The organism is Streptosporangium sp. NPDC006007 (assembly GCF_040614315.1).
Classification (GTDB): domain Bacteria; phylum Actinomycetota; class Actinomycetes; order Streptosporangiales; family Streptosporangiaceae; genus Streptosporangium.
This window is the reverse complement of the sequence record NZ_JBEXUG010000004.1, coordinates 186,734-207,216: the sequence shown is the minus strand read 5'-3', so window position 1 is coordinate 207,216 and position 20,483 is coordinate 186,734. Positions and strand designations below refer to the sequence as shown.

The 20,483-nt window shown below is 69.6% G+C and carries 16 protein-coding genes; 4 read left to right on the top strand and 12 right to left on the bottom strand.

Annotated features, from left to right (window positions below):
* Positions 1-184: 184 nt before the first annotated feature.
* The 10 genes from ABZ194_RS05310 to ABZ194_RS05265 all read right to left on the bottom strand — a co-directional run bounded on the left by ABZ194_RS05310 (position 185) and on the right by ABZ194_RS05265 (position 13,713).
* Complete coding sequence (locus ABZ194_RS05310; protein ID WP_355592543.1) at positions 185-1,555, bottom strand: helix-turn-helix domain-containing protein; 1,371 nt, start codon at positions 1,553-1,555, stop codon at positions 185-187.
* 194 nt (positions 1,556-1,749) lie between these two features.
* Positions 1,750-3,417, bottom strand: coding sequence for a glycogen debranching protein (locus tag ABZ194_RS05305; RefSeq protein ID WP_355592541.1), 1,668 nt, complete (start codon positions 3,415-3,417; stop codon positions 1,750-1,752).
* Between the two features lie 2 nt (positions 3,418-3,419).
* The gene (locus tag ABZ194_RS05300; protein WP_355592539.1) at positions 3,420-4,271 is read right to left on the bottom strand and encodes a carbohydrate ABC transporter permease; all 852 of its coding nucleotides are present in this window, start codon (positions 4,269-4,271) and stop codon (positions 3,420-3,422) included.
* An 11-nt stretch (positions 4,272-4,282) separates the two neighbouring features.
* The gene (locus ABZ194_RS05295; RefSeq protein WP_355592537.1) at positions 4,283-5,221 is read right to left on the bottom strand and encodes a sugar ABC transporter permease; all 939 of its coding nucleotides are present in this window, start codon (positions 5,219-5,221) and stop codon (positions 4,283-4,285) included.
* 5 nt (positions 5,222-5,226) lie between these two features.
* The gene (locus ABZ194_RS05290; RefSeq protein WP_355592535.1) at positions 5,227-6,540 is read right to left on the bottom strand and encodes a sugar ABC transporter substrate-binding protein; all 1,314 of its coding nucleotides are present in this window, start codon (positions 6,538-6,540) and stop codon (positions 5,227-5,229) included.
* A 37-nt stretch (positions 6,541-6,577) separates the two neighbouring features.
* Positions 6,578-7,345, bottom strand: coding sequence for an SDR family NAD(P)-dependent oxidoreductase (locus ABZ194_RS05285; protein ID WP_355592533.1), 768 nt, complete (start codon positions 7,343-7,345; stop codon positions 6,578-6,580).
* A complete protein-coding gene (locus ABZ194_RS05280) occupies positions 7,342-8,616 on the bottom strand; it encodes an NAD(+)/NADH kinase (RefSeq protein ID WP_355592531.1) in 1,275 nt (424 codons plus the stop codon). Before ABZ194_RS05280 ends, ABZ194_RS05285 begins: the two co-directional genes overlap by 4 nt.
* Positions 8,613-10,172, bottom strand: coding sequence for an aminomethyl-transferring glycine dehydrogenase subunit GcvPB (gcvPB, locus tag ABZ194_RS05275; protein WP_355592529.1), 1,560 nt, complete (start codon positions 10,170-10,172; stop codon positions 8,613-8,615). The genes ABZ194_RS05280 and gcvPB overlap by 4 nt, the downstream gene beginning before the upstream one ends.
* Complete coding sequence (gcvPA, locus tag ABZ194_RS05270) at positions 10,169-11,500, bottom strand: aminomethyl-transferring glycine dehydrogenase subunit GcvPA (protein ID WP_355592527.1); 1,332 nt, start codon at positions 11,498-11,500, stop codon at positions 10,169-10,171. Before gcvPA ends, gcvPB begins: the two co-directional genes overlap by 4 nt.
* Positions 11,497-13,713: a beta-galactosidase gene (locus tag ABZ194_RS05265; protein WP_355592525.1), complete on the bottom strand. Its 2,217-nt coding sequence runs from the start codon at positions 13,711-13,713 to the stop codon at positions 11,497-11,499. Before ABZ194_RS05265 ends, gcvPA begins: the two co-directional genes overlap by 4 nt.
* 110 nt (positions 13,714-13,823) lie before the next feature.
* On the opposite strand from ABZ194_RS05265, the gene ABZ194_RS05260 reads away from it, so the two are divergent.
* Both ABZ194_RS05260 and ABZ194_RS05255 read left to right on the top strand, forming a co-directional pair.
* Entirely contained in the window at positions 13,824-14,462 is a 639-nt protein-coding gene (locus tag ABZ194_RS05260) for a GntR family transcriptional regulator (protein WP_355592523.1), read from the top strand.
* Positions 14,463-14,572: 110 nt separating this feature from the next.
* Positions 14,573-16,855, top strand: a complete 2,283-nt coding sequence (locus tag ABZ194_RS05255; RefSeq protein ID WP_355592521.1) for an immune inhibitor A domain-containing protein — start codon at positions 14,573-14,575, stop codon at positions 16,853-16,855.
* Positions 16,856-17,059: 204 nt separating this feature from the next.
* Here the strand turns inward: ABZ194_RS05255 and ABZ194_RS05250 are convergent, their stop codons facing one another.
* Positions 17,060-17,350 (bottom strand): 4a-hydroxytetrahydrobiopterin dehydratase, encoded by a 291-nt coding sequence (locus tag ABZ194_RS05250; RefSeq protein WP_355592519.1) that lies wholly within the window; start codon positions 17,348-17,350, stop codon positions 17,060-17,062.
* A gap of 101 nt (positions 17,351-17,451) precedes the next feature.
* Positions 17,452-18,891 (bottom strand): N-acetylglucosamine/diacetylchitobiose ABC transporter substrate-binding protein, encoded by a 1,440-nt coding sequence (ngcE, locus tag ABZ194_RS05245; protein WP_355592517.1) that lies wholly within the window; start codon positions 18,889-18,891, stop codon positions 17,452-17,454.
* A gap of 326 nt (positions 18,892-19,217) precedes the next feature.
* On the opposite strand from ngcE, the gene ABZ194_RS05240 reads away from it, so the two are divergent.
* The gene (locus ABZ194_RS05240) at positions 19,218-19,865 is read left to right on the top strand and encodes a class II aldolase/adducin family protein (RefSeq protein ID WP_355592515.1); all 648 of its coding nucleotides are present in this window, start codon (positions 19,218-19,220) and stop codon (positions 19,863-19,865) included.
* Between the two features lie 235 nt (positions 19,866-20,100).
* Positions 20,101-20,481: a roadblock/LC7 domain-containing protein gene (locus ABZ194_RS05235; RefSeq protein ID WP_355592513.1), complete on the top strand. Its 381-nt coding sequence runs from the start codon at positions 20,101-20,103 to the stop codon at positions 20,479-20,481.
* Positions 20,482-20,483: the final 2 nt, after the last annotated feature.

Below are 20,483 nucleotides of genomic sequence, written 5' to 3'. Positions count from 1 at the left end.
CCCACCATCGGTCGGACCATCCCCGCGTTCGCGGGGCCGATCTTGTTCACCTGGGCTTTCGTACGGCGGGGAACGCGATTTCCTTCAGTTGCTCAACCAGCGATCATCACACCGCCTGGTTGCGTCACCAATATTAGGCGTGCTCTTGTTTAGAGAGGTCCCCTGGAGCACGATGAGCCCTTACTCAGGATGACCTTAGGCTAGCGGTTAAAAAGCGAAGTTCGCGGGCAGCGGGAAGGGCGCGGGTTTCCTGAGGTAGGGCCTCGACAATCTGACCGGTAATCCGCCGGCGCGCTGCGGTAACGGGGATGTTCTGGCCGGTCGAGACAGCGTAGTCGAGAGCACCTGAGACGTCGTCCCGGTGTCGGACGGCGTTCATGATCTCGATGAGCCTCAGGTTGGCGATGCCGTAAACGCGCTCATGTGGATAAAGAGCGAGCGCATGATCCACTGCCCGTTGCGATTCTCGCCTGTCTCCGATGAGAGACGAAACGTATGCTGTACCAAACACAAGGTCGGTTTCCGGAAAGCCCCACATGAGGTGAGGGTCGTTGGTGACGTTGGTCGACAGTCGCTCGAAAACGTCGCCGACGCGCCGCAGCGCGCCTCGGGCACCGTCCGCGTCGCCTTGTGCCGCCAGAGCGAACGCCTGCGCCTTGTAGGCCGCAGCAGTTCCCGAGCTGGGGATGTCTCCGGCCAGCCGTACGGCGTCGTCAGCCAGTCGAAGGACAACTTCTTCGGGCCGCCCCTGCCAGAACCCCCGCTGCGCTTCCTTTGCACGCATCCATACGCGCAGATCACGATCGCCAGAGGCGTCAGCGGACCGATGAGCGGCACGGTAACACCGGCGAGCCGCGCTCCTCGCCCCGACATTCGCGAGATCCTCGGCGAGCAGGAAGGAAAGCTGGGCGCTGATGCGGAACAATCCAACACGTACGAACTCAGATGGACCCGCGTCGAGAAGGCGGCCGATGTCAACCAAGTCTGCCGACACGTCGCGGATCAATGATCCGAATGGGCCGGTGTTGAGCTGGTAGGAATATTCCCAGACAACCTCCTCCCAGTCGTCGAGACAAAAATCGTCTCCCTCACCGGCCGCGCGATTCACGCCGGAAAGGATCGTGTCAACGACGTTGACGGGCACGATCGTCCCGGCGCCAAGGGCGGCGAGGAACTGCAACGCGACACGGCGTTCCATCTCATCATCCTCGTCTTGGCGTGAGGTTTTGCCATCGACCGTACCTCTTCGTGTCCGGTCGGTGTCGGCCATTGAGGCACGAAGTGCGAGGGACACCAATTCACCCTCGGTGCCGAGTTTGGTGTCAAGGGCCATGACCGCCTCGAAGGATGGGCGGTTTTTGCCCTGCTCCCACTTGCCGATCACTGAGAAATGCCAGCAGACCTGCTCGGCGAGGTCACGCAGGCTCAGGTCACGCTGTTCCCTTCGTGCGCGCAGAGCACGGCCGAACTCCCGCCACTCGACTGAGGCGTTCGATGTCGAGTGTCCAGGCACGTCTGTCCTCGCGATCCGTCGCACCCGTCGCACCGACTTCACGGCGACACTGTGTGGCCTGTCCTGCACACTGTGTGACTCAACTATGGCATCCGTCAGCCCTGTGTAAAGCGAAACCCCGCAGGCGGACAGGCCATACGGGGTTCCTCGATCGCGAAGGAGCCCGCGATCCATGAGCGACGCCAGAGCCACCGCGCCGTACGGTCCGCTCGCGGTCTGCCCTGCCCGCCGGGCGGTCACGCCTGACGGGTGGCCAGGTCCAGGAAGAGGGCCGACGACCAGCCGAAGCCGGCGACGGCCCGGCTCGCACGGGCGCCGGTGAGCGGATTCCAGTACTCGTACAGGCCGCCACCGGCGTTCACCATGTCCAGGGTCCGCCCGGTCAGCTCGTCGGCCACCTCGGTGAAGCCCGAGCGGTTCAGCCCCTCGATCAGCAGATAGTTGACGTTGAGCCAGACCGGCCCGCGCCACATCGCCTCCGGATCGAAGGCCGCATCGTCGAAGGCCACCGTGGGCACCGGATGCCCGCTCCAGAAGCTCTCCGAGAGGAGGTCGGCCACCAGCCGCCAGGCGACCTCCCCGGGCAGACGCCCGGTGAGCAGCGGCATCAACTCCAGCGGGGTCCGGGTCGCCACCTCGGTCCCGGCCGGGGGCCGCCCGCCCTCCGCCGGGGGGAGGGATTTCGACAGGGTCACGAACCGCCGGCCGTTCCAGCGCCGGGTCACCAGCAGCGCGGTCTGCCGGGCCGCCCGCTCGCGCCAGGCCTCCGCCTCGCCGGTACGGCCCAGCGCCTCGGCGATGTCGCCGAGGCGGTCGGCCTGGAGGGCGAGGTAGGAGTTGAGGTCCGGGGGCTCGGCCCTGGGGCCGTGGTCCCAGATCGGGCTGTCGTCCAGGCCGGAGGAGTAGGGGTGGAGATACTCGGCGAGCCCGTCCCCGTCGGGGTCGGAGACGGTCAGCCACCACTCCTGAGAGCGGGTGATCGGCTCGTAGACCTCGGCGAGGAAGTTCAGGTCGGGGGCGGCTTCGTGGATCTTCCAGACGGCCCAGGCGGTGAGCGGGGGCTTGGTCACCGGGACCACGCCGCCGACGGGGCCCGCGGGCTCGGCCTGCCCCTGCCCCGGCTCCTGCCCCTGTCCCTGCCCGGAGCCGGGGGCCGCGGCGGCGGCCTGGCCGACGTGCTGGGCCAGGCGGACCTGGTCGGAGCGGGGCAGGTCGGTGGTCTCGGCGAGCACCCCCAGGTCGTGGACCACGTCGGGGATGAGGCCGTCGGGGCGCTGGTGGTCCAGCAGGATGCGGATCTGGTCGCGGGCCAGTTCGGGGTCGGCGTGCCGCAGGGCGATGGCGTGGAAGTACGCGTCCCAGTTCCATACGCCGACATATCCGATTTTGGAGGGGACGACGCCCTCGCGGCCCCCCGCGAACGCGATGGGCAGCAGGTTCACGCCGAGCGTCCACCACGCCTGCTCGGCCCGCTCCCGCAGCCCCTCCGGTACGGCCGGCATCCGGCCGAACCACCCCCGCCACCGGCGTTCGGCCGCCGCCAGCAGCTCAGGGCCGTCGTAACGGCGCTCCTCCCCCACCAGCACGGACGCGCCCTCGACCTCCGCCGAGCCGCCGTCCCAGACCGCGCGCGCCCCCGAACCGGTCAGCACCAGCGTCCCGGCGTCGGCGAAGACCAGGTCCACGCCGCCCTCGAAGGAGACCCGGTCGGCGCGCGCGTGCCGTACGGGCAGCTCGGTGTCCCCGGAGAAGAGCCGGAGCCCGGTCAGCACGACGGCGTCCGACAGCCGGGTCTCGTACTCGGCGCGGGCGATCCAGAGCGAGCCGTCGTCGGCGGCCATCACCAGCAGCCGGGAGCCCCGGTCGGTGAAGGGGCACGTCCGCAGGTCGCGAAGGTCGAGCATGGTCAGCGTCCTCCCAGGCCGGACATGGCCATGCTGTTGAGGATGCGCCGCTGGCCGATCAGGAAGGCGATCATCATCGGGATGACCGAGATGGCCGAGGCGGCGAGGGTCAGGCCGTAGTCGACGGCGCCGTGCTGCCCGGCGAACTGGCTGACCAGCAGCGGCACGGTCGCCAGCTCCGGCGAGTTCAGGAAGATCAGCGGGAAGAAGAAGCTGTTCCAGCTGGCCAGGAAGACGATGATGCCGAGCGCGCCCATACCGGGCCTGATGTTGGGCAGCACGATCCGCCAGAAGATCGTCCAGCGGCTGGCGCCGTCTATGCGGGCGGCCTCCTCCAGCTCGATCGGGACCGCCCTGATGAACTGGCGCAGCAGGAAGACCGCGAAGGGGTTCACGTAGCCGGGCACGATCAGCGCCAGGTGCGAGTCGATCCAGCCCAGCTGGGCCAGCATCAGGTAGAGCGGGACGACGGTCGTCTGCACCGGCACCATCTGGGTGGCCAGGAAGAGGCCGAAGAGCAGGCCGGAGCCGCGGAAGCGGATCCTGGCGAAGGCGTAGGCGGCCATCGCTGAGGTGACCAGGGTGAGCACCACGTTGAGGACCGCGATGTAGAAGCTGTTCCAGTACGCCTGGGCGAAGGGCAGCATGCCGAACGCGTCCGGGTAGTTCTGCGCCCGCCAGGGGTCGGGCAGCCAGTCGAGCGGCGCGTTGAGCATCTGGTGAACGCTCTTGAACGAGGTGAGCAGCATCCAGGCGAACGGGAAGAGCATCGCCAGGCCGCCGGCGATGAGCGCGGCGTGCAGGCCGACCTGTCCCAGGCGGCGGGAGACGGGGATGCCGGAGGTAGCAGCCATCGACGGTCCCCTTAGGAGTCGTAGTGCACGAAGCGCCGCTGCGCCCCGAACTGGACGAGGGTGACGAGCAGGGTCAGCGCCAGCAGGATCAGCGAGGCGGCGCTGCTCATGCCGAACTCGAAGTCCACGAAGCCCAGGTCGTAAACCTGGTAGACGATCGTGCGGGCACCGTCGTTGTGGGCCGGGTTGACCAGCACGTAGATCTGGTCGAAGGCCTGGAACGAGCTGATCACCGCGACCACGGTGGAGAAGAAGAGGGTCGGCGAGATCATCGGCAGCGTCACCGAGCGGAAGACGCGGACCGGGCCGGCGCCGTCGATGCGGGCGGCCTCCACCAGCGACGGCGGGATGGTCTGCAGCCCGGCCAGGAAGATCACGACGTTGAGGCCGAGCGAGGACCAGATCGTCACCACCGCGATGGCCACCATCACCCAGGCCGGGTCGTCGAGCCAGTCGGGCAGTGTGACGCCGAACCAGCCGCGCACGGTGGTGTTCAGGACGCCGTAGTCGCCGCTGGAGAGGATGACCTGCCACATCACGGCCACCGCGACCGAGCTGGTGATCACCGGCAGGAAGTAGACGACCCGGTAGAAGGTCTTGCCCCTGACGTGGTTCAGCGCGACCGCGACGAGCAGCGCGAGCGCCAGGCCCACGGGGACCGTCATGAAGGCGAGCTTGACGGTGTTCCAGACGGCGGTGCCGAACTCGGGGTCGGCGAGCTGGGCCGCGAAGTTGTCGAAGCCGACCCAGGACTTCTCCCCCAGCCCGTCCCACTTCATGAACGCGAGCACGATCGCGAACCCGAGCGGGAAGACCAGGAACGCGAGCAGGCCGAGTACCTGCGGGGCGAGGAAGAACGCGGCCCACCAGCCGTCCCGGTGCCGCACGCGCGCCGTCGCGCGTGCGGCCCGGGTCTTCGGGGTGGGGCGCGTCCCGGTGACTGCGCCCACGCCCCCTATCCGATCTTGCCGTCGACGAGGGACTGGAGTTCGGTCATGCCCCGCTCGAACGGGATCTTCCCGGTCCAGATCTTCAGCAGGTGGTCGTTGATCTCCTTGGTGAGGCCGGGAACGGCGACCTCGTCGGGGTAGTTGGCGAAGCCGGTGTTCCGGACGTCGAGGAACGTCTGGGCGTGCGCCGGGTAGTTGTCGTCCAGCACGACCTGCTCGGCGCCCTTGATCGAGGGAACCGCGCCGCCGCCCTTGAGCCGCAGGAGCTGCCCCTCCTTGCTGACGAACTCGGTCAGGAAGGTGAACGCCTCCTTGGCGTTCCCGGAGTCCTTGTTCAGCGCGAGGTAGGAGGCCGCGACCGCGCCCGACATCGGCTGGCCGGTCTCCGACGGGAACGGCACGATGTCGTAGTTGGCCAGGTCACCGCCCTTCCTCAGCGCGTCGATCACCCAGCGGCCGCCGGCGTAGAAGCCCGCGTCGCCCTTGAGGAACCGGGTCTCGGCGCCGTTGCCCGCGGGCAGCACGTCGACGGAGAGGAAGGTCTTGTCCGCGTATCCCTTGGCCAGGGTCTCCAGGGCCTTGCGGGACTTGGGGTCGGTCGTGGCGACGAACCTGCCGCCGTCCCAGACCTTGCCGCCGAAGCCGCCGATGACGCTGTAGGTCGAGCCGTACCAGTTCCAGAAGAGGGAGCCGGCCTTGCCCGCGGCCTTGAGCTTGGCGTTCATCTCCAGGTACTTGGCCATGGTCCAGGTGCCGGCCGCGTTCAGCTCGGCCGGGTCCTCGGTGATCCCGGCGTCCTTGAGTGCCTTCTTGCCGTACCAGAGCACCTCGGGGTTGGTGTCGTTGGGCACACCGTAGATCTGGCCGTCCTTCTTGGCACCGCCGTACACGCCGTCGAAGAAGTCCTCGGGCCTGCTCTTGCTGTCGGCGCCGGAGAGCTTGTCGTTGAGCGGGGCGAGCACCCCGGCCGCGACGAACTTGCCGACGTGGTCGTCTCCGACGAAGAAGACGTCGGGCGCGGTCTTGGAGGTGAGCTGGGTCAGAAGCTTGGGGTGGTAGTCCTCGTACTTGGGGACCGACTCCAGCTTCAGCACGATGTTCGGGTGGCGCTTCATGAAGTCGTCGTTGAAGCCCTTGTAGAGCTTGACGTCGTCGGCCGAACCCCAGGTGGACCACCTGATGGTGACTTTTCCGCCCGCGGACGCGCCGCCGGTGGACGCGCCACCGCCGTCGCCACCGCCGCTACAGGCGGCGGTGGCGACGGCGGCCAGGGCGAGGGCCGCCGCGGCCAGGACTTTTTTGGAAACGGAAAAAGACACGGTGTGCCTCCTGGGGGATTCTTATTACGGGGGTGGGTTACGCGAGTCCGCCGCCGTCGACGACCAGGGCCGCTCCGGTGACGTAACTGGCGGCGTCACTTGCCAGGAAGAGAACGGCCTGGGCGATCTCGTCGGGGGTGCCGGAGCGGCCCATCGGGCGGTCGGCGGCGTCGGCGGCGAAGGCCGTCCAGTCCTCCGACAGCTGGCGGGCCTCGTCGCGGAGCATGGGGGTGTCGGTGTCGCCGGGGTTGACGGAGTTGACGCGGATTCCGGCCTTGGCGTGGTCGATGGCCAGCGCCCGGGTCATGTTGACCACGGCCGCCTTGGAGGCGCAGTAGGAGATGGCGTTGCCGCCGCCCTTGAGCCCCCAGCCGGAGCCGGTGTTCACGATCGCGCCGCCCTCGGTCATGGCGGGGATCGCGTGCTTGCACATCAGGAAGACCGAGCGGACGTTGACCGCCATGACCCGGTCCCACTCGTCGGCCGAGAGGTCCAGGGCGGTGGTGCGGCGGATGATCCCGGCGTTGTTGAACAGCACGTGCAGGCCCCCGAAGGTCTCCACCGCGGTCCGTACGGCCCGTTCGCAGTCGGACTCGGAGGCCACGTCCGTCTCGGCCGCCACCGCCCTGCCGCCCTCGGTCTCGATCTCCTTCACGACCTTGGCGGCGCCGGAGCCGTCGATGTCGGCGACCACCACGGCCGCGCCCTGGCGGGCGAAGAGCAGCGCGGTGGCCCGGCCGATGCCGGACGCGCCGCCGGTGACGATGGCGACCTTGCCGTTCAGGGCCTGAGTCAGGGTGGTCATGCCGGGCACTCCTCCATAGCGGAACGGATCCGGTACATCGCGCTCTCGCGATATCCGGTGATGACACGGAAGTGGCCCTCGACGAGGGCGTCCGCCTCCGGGTCTCCGGTGTCGGCCAGCAGCGGACGCCCACCGAGATCGGCGAGCTTCTGCTGGGTGGCCAGGACGACCAGCCCTCCGGAGGTCATGATCTTTTTTAGTACGGCCGGGCTGATCTGCTGGTTGCCCCGCCCGAGCACGAACCCCTGCCCCCCGATCACCGACAGGACGGCGTAGCTCTCCCGTCCTTCGACGAGGTCCAGCAGCTCCTGCTCGGCCACGTCCGCGGCGACCAGCTCGCCGTCCTGGACCACGTCCACCCCCAGCAACGTGGTGGGCAGGCCGAGCAGCCGGCCGAGGGCCATGGTGGTGGCGCCGGGGCCGAGGATGTAGCGGGCGCCGGGCCGCATCCGGGCCACGACCTCCCAGGCGATGCCCTCGGCCGACCCGGGGGCCGCCGCCGAGGAGCCGACCTTGCGGCCCGACAGGCGCGCCTTGACCGCGGGCACCTGGAGCGTTCCGTACAGCCGGGGACTCACCCCGCCTCTCCGGTAGACCCGCTCGTCGAGGTCCACCACCTCCGCCTCGATCGTGCCCCCGGCGTCCCCGGCGCCCCCGGATTGCCCGGCCTCCCGGGCGCCGGGGACGAACTCGGCGGCCATGACCCCCGCCGTGACGGGGCTGACCGCGAAGCAGCCGGAGTAGACCTTCACCCCCGCGGGGATGCCGAGCACCGGACAGGACGGCGAGCCGTCGAGCACGTCCCTGGCCGTACCGTCCCCCCCGGCGAACAGCAGCAGGTCGACGTCCTTCATCGCCTCGACGGCGGCCGTGGTGTCCCGCGAGGACGACGGGTCGCCGGGGACGAGCCGCAGCAGCTCGGGGACGCCTCCGGCGGCCCGCACGCTGTCCTCGCCCATCGTCCCGGCGACGGTGACGATCCTGGTGCCGGGCCGCCGGGCCAGCAGGGCCCGTACGGCTTGGGCCGCGCGGTCGGCCGCCCTCCGGGAGGCCCCCCTGGCCAGTGCCTCCCGCTGGACGTCGGCGCCGTCGCTGCCCTTGAGCCCGGCCGGGCCTCCCACCCCCGCGACCGGGTTGACGATCAACCCGACCGTGAAGGTTCCGTTCCCCGGGGACGCGGGCTCGTGCGAGACGGCCCTGCGCGTGGCGGGGACCGCCGGCTGCGCGGCGGTCCGGGGCGTGGTGGAGGCCACCGGCCGGTCGGAGATCATGTCAGATGCTTCCGGGTGTAGGCACGCCAGGTGGGCGACCACTGCTTGGGGTCGTCCAGCGACGTCTGGTCGATCTTGTGGACGGTCTGGTTGTACGGGGCTCCCTTGACGAACTCGGGGTCGCGACGGGCCTCGTCGGCGACGTTGGAGAGGATCGCGGCGTACTCGTCGAGGTCCTCCTGGGAGTAGGACTCCGTCGGCTCCAGGGTGAAGGGCTCGGGGACCACGAAGGGGTGGTGGCTGGTCCAGTAGTGCACGCCGAAGTCGGCGGCGCGGACGCCGATCTCCTCCGAGTGCACGCCCGTCTCCTCGAACAGCTCCTGCCAGGAGTAGCGGACCTGTTCCACGCGGCGCCGGTCCCAGGGGGCCGAGGCGCCGGGGATCTGCAGGATCTTGTGCAACAGGTAGTTGTTGTTGAGCACCGCGATCTCGGCGACCTCGCGCAGGCCCTCGGCGCCCAGCGCCATGGCCCAGGCGTAGGCTCGGACCACGTTCGGGGTGACGCCGAGGAACGGGCGGATCTTGCCGACCGACCTCGGGTGGTCGGCGTCGAGCCGGTAGCGCTCCCCGTCGAACTCCACGGTCGGGCCGGGCAGGAACGGCACGAGCGCCTCGGAGACGCCGCACGCGCCGGCCGCCGGGCCGCCGCACGCGTGCGGGGTGGAGAAGGTCTTGTGCAGGTTGAAGTGGCACAGGTCGAATCCGGCGTCGGCGGCGCGGGTGATGCCCAGCAGCCCGTTGGCGTTGGCCTGGTCGTAGCAGGCCAGGCCGCCGGCCCGGTGGACGATGTCCACGAACTCCGCGATGCGCGGGTTGAAGATGCCCGTGTCCTCGGGGTTGGTGATCAGCAGGGCCGCGGTGCGGGGGCCGACGGCGGCGCGCAGGGCCTCGATGTCCGGGTAGCCGTCCGCGTCCGGCATCAGCGTGATGATCTCGTACCCGGCGGTCTTGGCGCAGGCCGCGTTGGACGGGTGGGAGAACATGGTGGTGATGATCTGGTCGCGCTGCTCCCCCTCGCCGCGCGAGGCGTGGTAGGCGCGGATCATCGAGACGTTGGCGTAGATCGCGGCCGACCCCGAGCCGGGCTGGAGCGAGACCCGGTGCATGCCGGAGATCTCGCTGAGCATCCTCTCCAGCCGCCAGTAGATCTCCAGAACGCCCTGGACGGTGTCGTCGGGCTGGAGCGGATGGAGCTCGGCCACCTTGGGGTCGCTGACGAAGCGGTCGTTGACCTTGGGGCTGTACTTCATGGTGCAGGTGCCCTGACCGACCGCGATGGCCTGGTCGACGCCGAGGTTCTCCTGCGACAGCCGGACGTAGTGCCGCAGCACGTGCAGCTGCGACATCTCGGGCAGCTTCGGCGGCGTGACGCGCCGCACCGAGTCGGGGAGCTCCACGGCCGGCACACCGGCGGCCGGTACGGCGATGCCCCGGCGCCCCGGCCGCGACTGCTCGAAGATGATCGGCTCGTCCCAGCGAGCCTGGTGGAACCGGCGCAGCCCCGGTTTGGGTGCGACCGGCAGCTCGGCGAACGGCTCTCCTGCGTGCCCACTCATGCGAGCTCCCCCTGTACGGCTGCCGCCAGCCTGTCGATGTCGTCCCTGGAGTGCCGCTCGGTCACGCAGACCAGCAGCGTGCGGTCGTCCAGCCGGACACCGCCGAAGATGCCGCGCTCACGGAGCGCGGCCAGGAGCGCGTCCGCCGAGGGCACCTCGATCGCGAACTCGCGGAAGTGGATGGCGTCGCCGTGCAGCACCCGGGCCCCGGCCTCCGACAGCCGGTTCATCGCGTAGCGGGTGCGGGCCAGGATCGTCTCACCGATCTCACGCATGCCCTCGGGGCCCATCAGCGCGAGGTAGACCCCCGCCGTGATGCCCCACAGGGCGGCCGCGGTCCCCACCCATTCCTTGCCCTCCTCGCGGATGGCGAAGGAGGTCCGGTCGTAGAAGACGTCGCCGAAGCCGTACTCGCCGGGGACCTTGGTGGGCGCGATGCCGAAGATCCGCGAGGGGAACTCGGCGACCAGGCGCTCCTCGTCGCGGGTGGCGATGTATCCGGCCTGGCCGCCGCCGTAGCTCTGGTGCATGCCGAGCGACTGGATGTCACCGCAGGCGATGTCGGCGCCGTAGGAGGCGGGCGGGGCGAGCACGCCCAGCGAGATCGGGTCGGTGGAGACGACCAGCAGCGCGCCGGCGGCGTGTGCCAGGTCGGCGAGCTCGCGGCCCCTGGTCTCCACGACGCCGTAGACGTTCGGGGTCTCCAGGTAGATCGCGGCGAAGGTCTCGTCGATCCGCACCTCGCCGATCTCGCCCGCCGGTCCGACCGGGGCGACGACGATCTCGATGTCGGGGGTGAGGAAGTCGTGGATCTTGCTCATCTTGTCCGCGGCGACGGCGCCGCTGACGAGCACCTTGGACCTGCCGGTGTAGCGGGCGGCCATCCGCAGGGCGGTCCCCGCGGCCTGGTAGCCGTCGTAGGTGGGGACGTTGACGACGTCCAGCTCCAGGAGTTCGGCCATCATGCTGAGATACTCGAACGTCGCCTGGAAACGGCCGTGGTCCTCGTACGGCTCGCCCGCGTAGGCGGTGAGGAACTCGCTCCGGCCGTTGACCTCGTCGCAGACGGCCGGCACGTGGTGGGGGTAGCAGCCGTGGCCGAGGAAGCTGAGGGCCTCGGTCGTGTCGGTGTTGCGAGCCAGCAGCCGCCGCATGTGCGTGACCAGTTCCTGCTCCGAGGCCATCGGCTCGGGCAGGTTCAGGGGCCGGTCGAGGCGGAGGCCGGCCGGGATGTCCGCGTAGAAGTCCTCGACGCTCGCGGCGCCGATTGCGGCGAGCATCTCGGCCCTTACGCCCGGCTCGGCGTTGGGGATGTAGGGATGTGTCACCGTTCTCCTTCGGTTGACTGGACGCCGGTGCCGGTGAGGGGGCCGGCACCGGCGTCGACGGGGGCATGGGGGACGGCGCCGGCGCCGCTCGGCCCGGCCCCGGGACCGGTGGGGCGGGGGCCGGTTTCGGTCTCGGGGCCGGGGCCGAGCGGCCGGGGGGCGGCGGTGCCGGTCTGGGGGGCGGTCCCGGCGTCGGGGGCGGTGCCGGTCCGGGGGCCGGCGCCGGTCTGCCGGGGGGCGGTGCGGAGCACCACGGCGTCGCGGGCCGGGATCTCGATCCGGCCGCTCAGGTCGCGTCCGGTGAGCAGGTCGACACCCGGCTCCCGGAGATCGACCACGGCGGCGGAGGTCTGGTGGTTGAGCAGGAAGAGGTAGCCGCCCCGGCGGGTGGCCTCGACACCGTGCGGCACGTCGGCCACCGGCTCGACGCCCGCGGCGGCCAGGACCTCGAAGAGCACCGGGGTGACGTCGTCGAGCAGGCAGCCGAGGTAGGTCGCGTTCCCGCGCCGGGTGATCGCGGCCTGGCCGTCCAGGTCCCCGCCCTCGTAGCGGGCGAGCACCTCGGCGTCGGCGACCCTGAGCCACTCGGCCCAGGTCCGCGCCGGTACGGCCCGCGGCTCGCCCTCCGGGGTCGCGGGGGCGAGCCGTACCCGCTGGACGCGGCCGTCGGGCAGCGGCCAGAACTCGTCCACGGTCAGGCCGAGGAGGGGGCGCAGGGGGCCGGGGGCGCCGCCGTCGTGGACCTGGTCGTCCGGGTCCACGACACCGCTGAACGGGCCGACGACGAGGTGCCCTCCGAAGGCGGCCAGCCACCCGGCCTGCTCCTCGGTGCACATGTAGAGGTTGGGGGCGATCACCACGCGGTAGCCGGACAGGTCCCGGCCCGGTGGGACGAGGTCCACCGCGAAGCCGCGGGCGTGCAGCGGTCCGTACCACGCCTGCAGGAGCTCCTTGAGCTTGAGCCGGTTGGAGGGCATCGACTCGGGGGCCTCCAGCCCCCACCAGCTCTCCCAGTCGAGGACCAGCGCCACCTCGGCGTCCGTCCGCGACCCGGCGATCTCGGCGAGCCGCCGGAGGTCGGCGCCGAGCCTGAGGGTGTCCCGCCAGCCGCGCGTGGCGGTTCCGCCGTGCGGCAGCAGCGCGGAGTGGAACTTCTCCGGGCCGTACCTCGCCTGCCGCCACTGGAAGAACATCGCGCCGTCCGCCCCGTGGGCGAGGGCCTGCAGGCTGTGCAGGCGCATCAGGCCCGGCGGCTTGGGCGCGTTGACCTCGCGCCAGCTCACCGCGCTCGCGGCCTGCTCCAGCAGGATCCACGGCTGCCGCTTCAGCGAGCGCATCAGGTCGTAGCTGAGCGCGACGGCCACGTGCGAGGCGGGGTCGGCGGGGTCGGGGTAGGCGTCGTCGCTGACGACGTCCTCGGCCTCGGCCCACTTCCAGTAGTCCAGGCCGTGCAGGATGCTCATGAAGTTGGTGGTCACCGGGACGTCCGGGGTGACCTCGCCGAGCACGGCCTTCTCCAGCTCGAAGCACTCAAGCAGCGCGTCGGAGCAGAAGCGGCGCCAGTCGAGGACCTGCGCGGGGTTGACCGGACCCGGCGCCTTGCGGGGCGGGTTGACCTGGTCGAACGCGGTGTAGTGCTGCCCCCAGCAGGAGGTGCCCCAGGCGGTGTTCAGGCCGTCGATCGACCCGTGGCGGGCCCGTAGCCAGGTGCGGAAGTGCCTGGCCGACTCCTCGCAGAAGCACTCGACCGTGTGGTCGGCGTACTCGTTGCCGACGTGCCACATGGCCAGTGCCGGGTGGTCTCGGTAGCGCATCGCCATGACGCGCGCCAGCCGTACCGTGGCGGCGCGGAAGACCGGGGAGCTGGGGCAGTAGCTCTGCCGGGAGCCGAAGTCCAGGCGTGTCCCGGCCGCGTCCACCGGCAGCACGTCGGGGTGCTCCCGGACCAGCCAGGGCGGCGGGGTGGCGGTGGCGGTGGCCAGGTCGGCGGCGACACCGTGCTCGTGGAGGAGGTCCATGATCCGGTCCAGCCAGCCGAAGTCGTACTCCCCGGGCCGGGGTTCGAGGCGGGACCAGGAGAAGACGGCGACGGTCGCCATGTTCACCCCGGCCTCGGCCATCAGCCGGACGTCTTCGTCCCAGACATGCTCCGGCCACTGCTCGGGGTTATAGTCACCGCCGAACAGGAGGCCGGGAACTCTGGTCAGACCCACCCATAACTCCGATCTACGACCTGTAATATTTTGTATGCAGAATTCATAGTACAATATTTTGCATCGCGTCAAGTGGTGCGATTTCGTACAAGATCAACACAAGGAGTGCCATGGCGATCGAGCGGCGCCCTCTCCGCGAGCAGATCCGCGAGGAGCTCATGCTCCGGCTCGACCGAGGCGACTTCGCTGCGGGGACGGACATCAACGAGGCGTCCCTGGCCGCGGAACTGGGCGTCAGCCGCACCCCCCTGCGCGAGGCCCTGATAACGCTCGCGGGCGAGGGCGTGCTGGAGAGCAACCAGGGCAGGGGCTTCCGGTTCGCACCGGTGAGCCGGAAGGAGTTTCGCGAGATCTGCGCCATCGTGGCGGCGCTGGAGGCGCTGGCCCTGGAGACCTCCGACCCCGTCTACCTGGAGAAGATCGCGCCCAGACTGCTCCGGCTCGCCCAGGATTTCTCCGACAACATCGCCGAGCAGCAGGACATCGAGCGGCACGACGACGAGTGGCACGACCTGCTGGTCGGCGGCTGCCTGAACGAGCGGCTGCTCGACCTGATCACCAGTGTCAAGGCCGGGATGCGCCGCTACTCCCACCTGGTGGCCGGCGGGAGCACCCCGATGGAACGTGCCGCCGAGGAGCACTGCCGGATCGCCGAGCGCCTGCTCGCCGGGGACCAGAAGGGCGCCATAGCCGCTCTCCGCAACAACTGGGTCAACGGCATGGAGCGCATGATGTCCCGTATTCCATAAATTGGGGCCTAGTTCCAATAGATCACATGTGACATATTACTTCGCATTGAAGATCCTCCACTCCGGCGTGCCTCCACGCCCGGGCGGACCCCCGAAAGGACTTCTCCCCAGTGCGAAGAATCTCCGTGTTACTAGCGGCCGGACTGGCCGCGGCGCTGGCCGTACCCGGCCTCGCCTCCGCCGACCCGGCCGATCCACGCCCGGCGCCGGCGAACACCGCCAAACCAGCCGACCGGCACGACAACCAGCTCAGCCCGCTCCAGCAGGAGCAGCAGTCGCTGCGCAAGAAGGCCGTCGAGTCGATCACCTCCGGCGGCCAGAACCTGCGCTCCGCGGCGGGCAAGAGCGTCCGCGTCGGCCGCAAGTACGTCGAGCTGGACCAGGAACGCAAAGACCGGATCTTTGTCGTGCTCGCCGAGTTCGGCGACCAGGTCGACAACGAGACCATGATCAACGGTCAGGTCAAGTACGGCGGCACGCCCGGCCCCCGGCACAACCAGATCCCCAAGCCGGACAAGCGCAAGGACAACCACACCCTCTGGAAGCCCGACTTCAGCCGGTCCTCCTACCAGGGCATGTACTTCGACGACCGCTCCGGCGCGAACTCGCTGCGCAACTTCTACCAGGTGCAGTCCTCCGGCCGTTACGACATGGACGGCTACGTCTCCGACTGGGTGCGCGTGCCGTTCAACGAGGCCCGCTACGGCAGCGACCGGTGCGCCGAGAGCGGCATCTGCCACAACAACTGGGACCTGGTCCGCGACTCGGTGAACACCTGGTACACCGGTGAGCTGGCCCGTGGCCGCTCGGCCCAGGACGTGAAGGCGCAGCTACAGACCTTCGACGTCTGGGACCGCTACGACTACGACAACGACGGCGACTTCAACGAGCCCGACGGCTACCTCGACCACTACCAGGTCGTGCACGCCGGAATCGACGAGACCTGGGGCGGCGGCGCGCAGGGCGCCGACGCCGTGTGGGCGCACCGCTACTTCGCCTACTGGAACCAGCGCGGCACCGCGGGCCCCTCGGGCAACAAGCAGGGCGGCACCCAGATCGGCGACACCGGCATCTGGGTCGGCGACTACCTGACCGCGGGCGAGAACAGCGGCGTCGGCCTGACCGCTCACGAGTTCGGCCACGACCTGGGCCTGCCCGACCTGTACGCCTCGGCGGGCGACAACGCGGTCGGCTACTGGTCGCTGATGTCGTCGGGGTCCTACCTCGGCTCGAAGAACGGCCCGACCGGTGAGTACGCCGGCGACCTGGACGCCTGGAGCAAGCTCCAGCTCGGGTGGCTGAACTACGAGCGGGCCGGCGCCGCCACGGCGTCGAAGCACACCCTGGGCGTCAGCTCCTACAACACCAAGGATCCCCAGGCGGTCCTCGTCGACCTGCCCAAGCGGGTGGTCTCCACCGAGCTGGTGGACCCGGCGCAGGGCTCCTACCAGTGGTGGAGCGGCAGGGGCGACTATCTCAACGAGACGCTCACCCGGCAGATCGACCTCACCGGGCTGACCACCGCCGAGCTGACCGCCAAGGTCTGGTACCAGATCGAGGACGGCTACGACTTCCTCTACCCCGAGGCCTCGATCGACGGGGGCAAGACCTGGCAGGCCGTGCCCGGCACCGTGGGCGGCACGCCGTTCACCACCGGCATCACCGGCACCAGCGGTTGGAACGATCTCGTTCTCCCCCTGACCGCCTACGCGGGCAAGAAGATCGACTTCCGGTTCCGCTACTCGACCGACACGAACACCTCGGAGAACGGCTTCCTGGTGGACGCGTTCGGCGGCGTCGTCCAGGACGACGTGGAGAGCGGCGACAACGGCTGGACCGCCGTGGGCTTCAGCCGGATCGGCAAGGTCGGCGTGAAGAGCCACTCCCGCGCCTACCTGGTGGAGAACCGCCGGTACGCCGGCTACAACGCCTACCTGAAGACCGGTCCCTACAACTTCGGCTGGCGCAGCGACCCCGCCAAGGCCGACCTCGTCGAGCACTACCCCTACCAGGAGGGCGTGCTGGTCTGGCTCTGGGACACCTACCGCACCGACAACACCACCAGGGACCACCCGGGTGAGGGCATGATCCTGCCCGTCGACGCCCGCCCGACCCCGCTGACCTGGACCGACCTCACACTGCTCAACGGCAGGTCACAGGTGTTCGACGCCCCCTTCAGCAGGGCGAGCAGCGATCGGGTCGAGCTTCACAAGAACGGCGTGGCCAAGGTCATCCGCTCCCAGCCCGGCGTCCGCTCCTTCGACGACCACAGCGGGGTCTACTGGTCGGCCGCCAACCCCGATCTCGGGGTCAAGGTGCCCGACACCAACACCCGCATCACGGTCCTGAACGACGGCGCCCGCGCGACCGTCCAGGTCGGACCGGCCTCCTGACCCCGGGCGCGGCCGGCGTGACCTGAACACGACGGCCCGCCCGACCGGGACACACGGCCCGCGTCACCTCCGGGTGGCGCGGGCCGTGCTCTTCCCGTGCTCTTCCCGTGCCCTTTCCGGCGCCCGCTCTCCGGCGCGGCGGAGCGGATCCGTCACGGCCCCGCTCCGCCACGCCGGGACCGGGGCCATGGCCGGGACCGGGCCTCAGCCGTGCGAGGCGGCGATCTCGTCGATGCGGGCGGCGAGGGTGAAGTCCAGCTCGGTCAGGCCGCCGGCGTCGTGGGTGGACAGGGTCAGGTGCAGGGTGCGCCAGCGGATGTCGATGTCGGGGTGGTGGTTGAGCCTCTCGGCCTCGACCGCCACCTCGTCGACGATGCGGATCGCGGTGGGGAAGTCGGCGGCTTGGATGGTCCGGCGGATCTCGTCGCCCTCACGCCGCCATCCGGGGACGGCGGCCAGCCTCTGTTCCACCGCGGAGTCGTCAAGCAGGTCCATCGGCCCAGGAGATCACGTCCGCCGCCGGACCGCCAGGCCCGGCCGCGCCCCGGCGCGCCGCCCCCAACGACGAACCGGTGCCCGCCGTACCGCATCGGGGCCTACACCGTCCGGTTCTGCTTGGTGACGGCGGAGTCCGCCATGGTCTTGTCGGCGGCCTTCTGCATGGCGTCGCAGAACTCGTCGGCCGAGACGCGGCCGAACATCAGCGCGTTCGTCTGCCTGCGGAGCTCGGTCTCCAGTTCCCTGTACCAGTTCTCGAAACTGCTGAAGGTGACGAGGTTCTCGCCGGCGGCGTTCTGCGCGGCGCTGAGGCTGGCGTTGCCCGGTGACAGGCGCAGGCCGTCGGCGGCGCCGGTCACCACGGTGAGGCTGCCGGACTTCTCGGTGAAGCCCCGCGCGCCCTCCCTGGAGAGCATGATGCGCAGATACTCCAGGCCGCCCTCGGGGTTCTTGGCCTTGGCCGGGACGAGGTACGCCTCACCGGCCACGGCCCTGATGGCCTCGAACGGCATCTGGTCCGCCGCGGTGACACTGGGGGTGGGCGCCAGGGCGTACCTGAAGTCCTTGGGGGTCTGGCTCTTCTGCTCGTTCTCCAGCCAGGAGCCGGACGGATAGAGGGCGACCTTGCCCTGGTTCTGCTGGGTCTGCACCTCGGTGTGGCTCAGGCCCTCGAACGCCTCGTCCATGTACGTGCCGATCTGGGCCCAGGCCGTGGCGGCCTGCCTGACCGAGTCGCGCCTCCAGACTCCGTCGACGAGGTTGTCGAGGTCGATCAGGAACTGGTTGCCCTCGATCTTCGCCGCGGAGATGAGGATCATCCAGTAGGCGTAGTAGGCGGCGTTCCTGCCCGCGTAGGCGAACGGGGTGACGCCGACGGCCTCGGCCTTCTCGCAGAACGCCCTGAACTCCTCGAAGGACTCCGGCGGGCTCCAGCCGTGCTTGTCGAACAGCACGGAGTCGTACCAGAGGCCGTAGGCGGAGAAGACGTAGTTCATCAGGTACGGCCGCTGGGCGATGAGGCCCGACTCGACGGTGCCCGGGGCGACCATGTCGCGCACCTTCCGCCTCGGATCGTCGATGGCGGGGGCGTCCCAGAGCTCGGTGAGGTCCAGGAGCCGCCCCTCCTGCTGCAGGGCTCCGCCGTCCATGAGGTCGGCGCCCGAGTTGGCGATCACGTCCGGCACGTCGCCGCCGGCGAAGCGCGGCTGCAGGGTCTGCGCGATCCGCTGGGTGGCGATGTGCTCGACCGTGGCCTTGGGGAACGCCTTCCTGTAGAGCGGCTCGTGGACCTCGGTGGCGTAGCCGTCGCCGAGACCGCCCTTGAAGATGACCACTTCGAGCGGGGCCGCGGCACCGACGCCGAACGGGTTGGCCGCGGAGACCGGGCCACCGGGGGAGGTGGCCGTCGGGACGGACCCGGGGGTGGCGCACGCGCCGAGCAGCCCGGTGGCGGGGGCCGCCGCCAGGGCGGTCAGGCCGATCCGGCGGAACAGCTGCCGCCGGGTGACGTCTCCGGGTGTACCAGCCGAGCTGGACATCGCGCCCCTTCCGAATCGGAAATCAGTAAGGAAAGTTCCTGAACTCGTGCCCGAACCCACATATCCGCGACGTCCACCGTCAAGAGATCCAAGCCGGTCTAGACCAAGCCGTGACATCTCCGCGACACGTCCGGATCCCGGGCGCCCAGGAGCGCGCTCCTCCGACAGGGCAACCCTCAATGTCCAGTGATTCACCCGAAACCATTGACTCTCAAATCGTCAGACAGTAATGAATCCACGATTCCCGGCGACCCATGGCCGCCGGCCGGTCTAGACCAGATAATGGTCGTTTGCCGCACATCACCGCAAGCCCCTACTTTTAGGACATGTTGCTGGCGGAGCAGCGTCGGCTGCTGTGTGAGTACGGCCGCAGGGCCGCCGAAGCCGGTCTGGTCATCGGGACGTCGGGAAATCTGAGCGTCCGGGTCGGCGAACTGGTCGCGGTAACCCCCGGCGGGATCGCCCTCGACCACCTGGAACCGGAGTCCTGCCCGGTGATCGACGTCGAGGGACACCTGGTCGACGGGGAGCTGCGGCCGTCCTCCGAGACCCCCATGCACCTGGCGGTCTACGCGGCGACCGGCGCCCGCGCCGTGGTGCACACCCATTCCACCTTCGCCACGGTGGTCGCCACCACCATGACCGAGCTACCGGCGATCCACTACAACACACTGCTGCTCGGCGGGACCGTCCGGGTCGCCGGCTACGCCACCTACGGCACCCCGGAGCTGGCCGCCAACGTCGGCGCCGCGATCCAGGACCGGCGGGCGGCGCTGCTGGCCAGCCACGGCGGGATCACCGTCGGCGACGACCTGCCCGCGGCCTTCGAGGCGACCCGGCTGCTGGAGTGGCTCTGCGAGGTCTACGTACGGGCCAGGGCCGTCACCGAACCCCGGGTGCTCACCGCCGAAGAGCTCTCCGCGGTGGCGCTGCGAGCCCTGACCCCTCCCCGCCTCCCCCGCCGCGAGAACTGAGCCGGCCGCCTCCGTGGGGTCACCCGTGAAGCATGTCACCGCTTTTCGGCGGGACGAAAATGCATTAATCACCTAAGCCTAAGAAGAGACCTCCCACTCGGGAGGGGTAATCTTCTACCCAGGCAACGGATCCTCTCCCCCTACATATCTCACTTTTGTCTAACACTCCCGGATTCAAAGTGGTATCCCTACGCTAACCGAGCGACGCTGTGAAGTCGCTGGCGAGGGAGAGCCCGTGCTCGGAATCGAAGACTGCCTGGCTGAGGTCATGGCTATCCCCGGCGCGCTGGACGTGATCCTGATCGATCAGACCAGTGGGACGGCGGTGGCGACCCGTGGCGGGAGCAGCCGCGTCGACGTGGAACGATCCGCCGCGGGGCTGAGCGAGACCCTCAGGGCGACCGTGGACGGACTCGCCTCGGCCTCGTCCGGCGGGACCGTCCGGATCCGCGATGTCATCATCACCACCGACGACGGACACCATTTATTAAAGCCACTCGAAACGGTATTTGACGGTCCGCTGGTGATTTACCTGCGGCTCGATTCCCAACGCGCCAACCTGGCCCTGGCACGTCACCACCTTCAGGCCCTTTCCGGCCGACTGATAACAACGTGAAA

What these genes read in the sequence shown, in the direction of transcription:
- ngcE (WP_355592517.1), bottom strand. Translation starts at nt 18,891, where the DNA reads ATGTCCAGCTCGGCTGGTACACCCGGAGACGTCACCCGGCGGCAGCTG.
- ABZ194_RS05280 (WP_355592531.1), bottom strand. Translation starts at nt 8,616, where the DNA reads ATGATCTCCGACCGGCCGGTGGCCTCCACCACGCCCCGGACCGCCGCG.
- ABZ194_RS05260 (WP_355592523.1), top strand. Translation starts at nt 13,824, where the DNA reads ATGGCGATCGAGCGGCGCCCTCTCCGCGAGCAGATCCGCGAGGAGCTC.
- gcvPB (WP_355592529.1), bottom strand. Translation starts at nt 10,172, where the DNA reads ATGAGTGGGCACGCAGGAGAGCCGTTCGCCGAGCTGCCGGTCGCACCC.
- ABZ194_RS05240 (WP_355592515.1), top strand. Translation starts at nt 19,218, where the DNA reads ATGTTGCTGGCGGAGCAGCGTCGGCTGCTGTGTGAGTACGGCCGCAGG.
- ABZ194_RS05285 (WP_355592533.1), bottom strand. Translation starts at nt 7,345, where the DNA reads ATGACCACCCTGACTCAGGCCCTGAACGGCAAGGTCGCCATCGTCACC.
- ABZ194_RS05250 (WP_355592519.1), bottom strand. Translation starts at nt 17,350, where the DNA reads ATGGACCTGCTTGACGACTCCGCGGTGGAACAGAGGCTGGCCGCCGTC.
- ABZ194_RS05300 (WP_355592539.1), bottom strand. Translation starts at nt 4,271, where the DNA reads ATGGCTGCTACCTCCGGCATCCCCGTCTCCCGCCGCCTGGGACAGGTC.
- ABZ194_RS05305 (WP_355592541.1), bottom strand. Translation starts at nt 3,417, where the DNA reads ATGCTCGACCTTCGCGACCTGCGGACGTGCCCCTTCACCGACCGGGGC.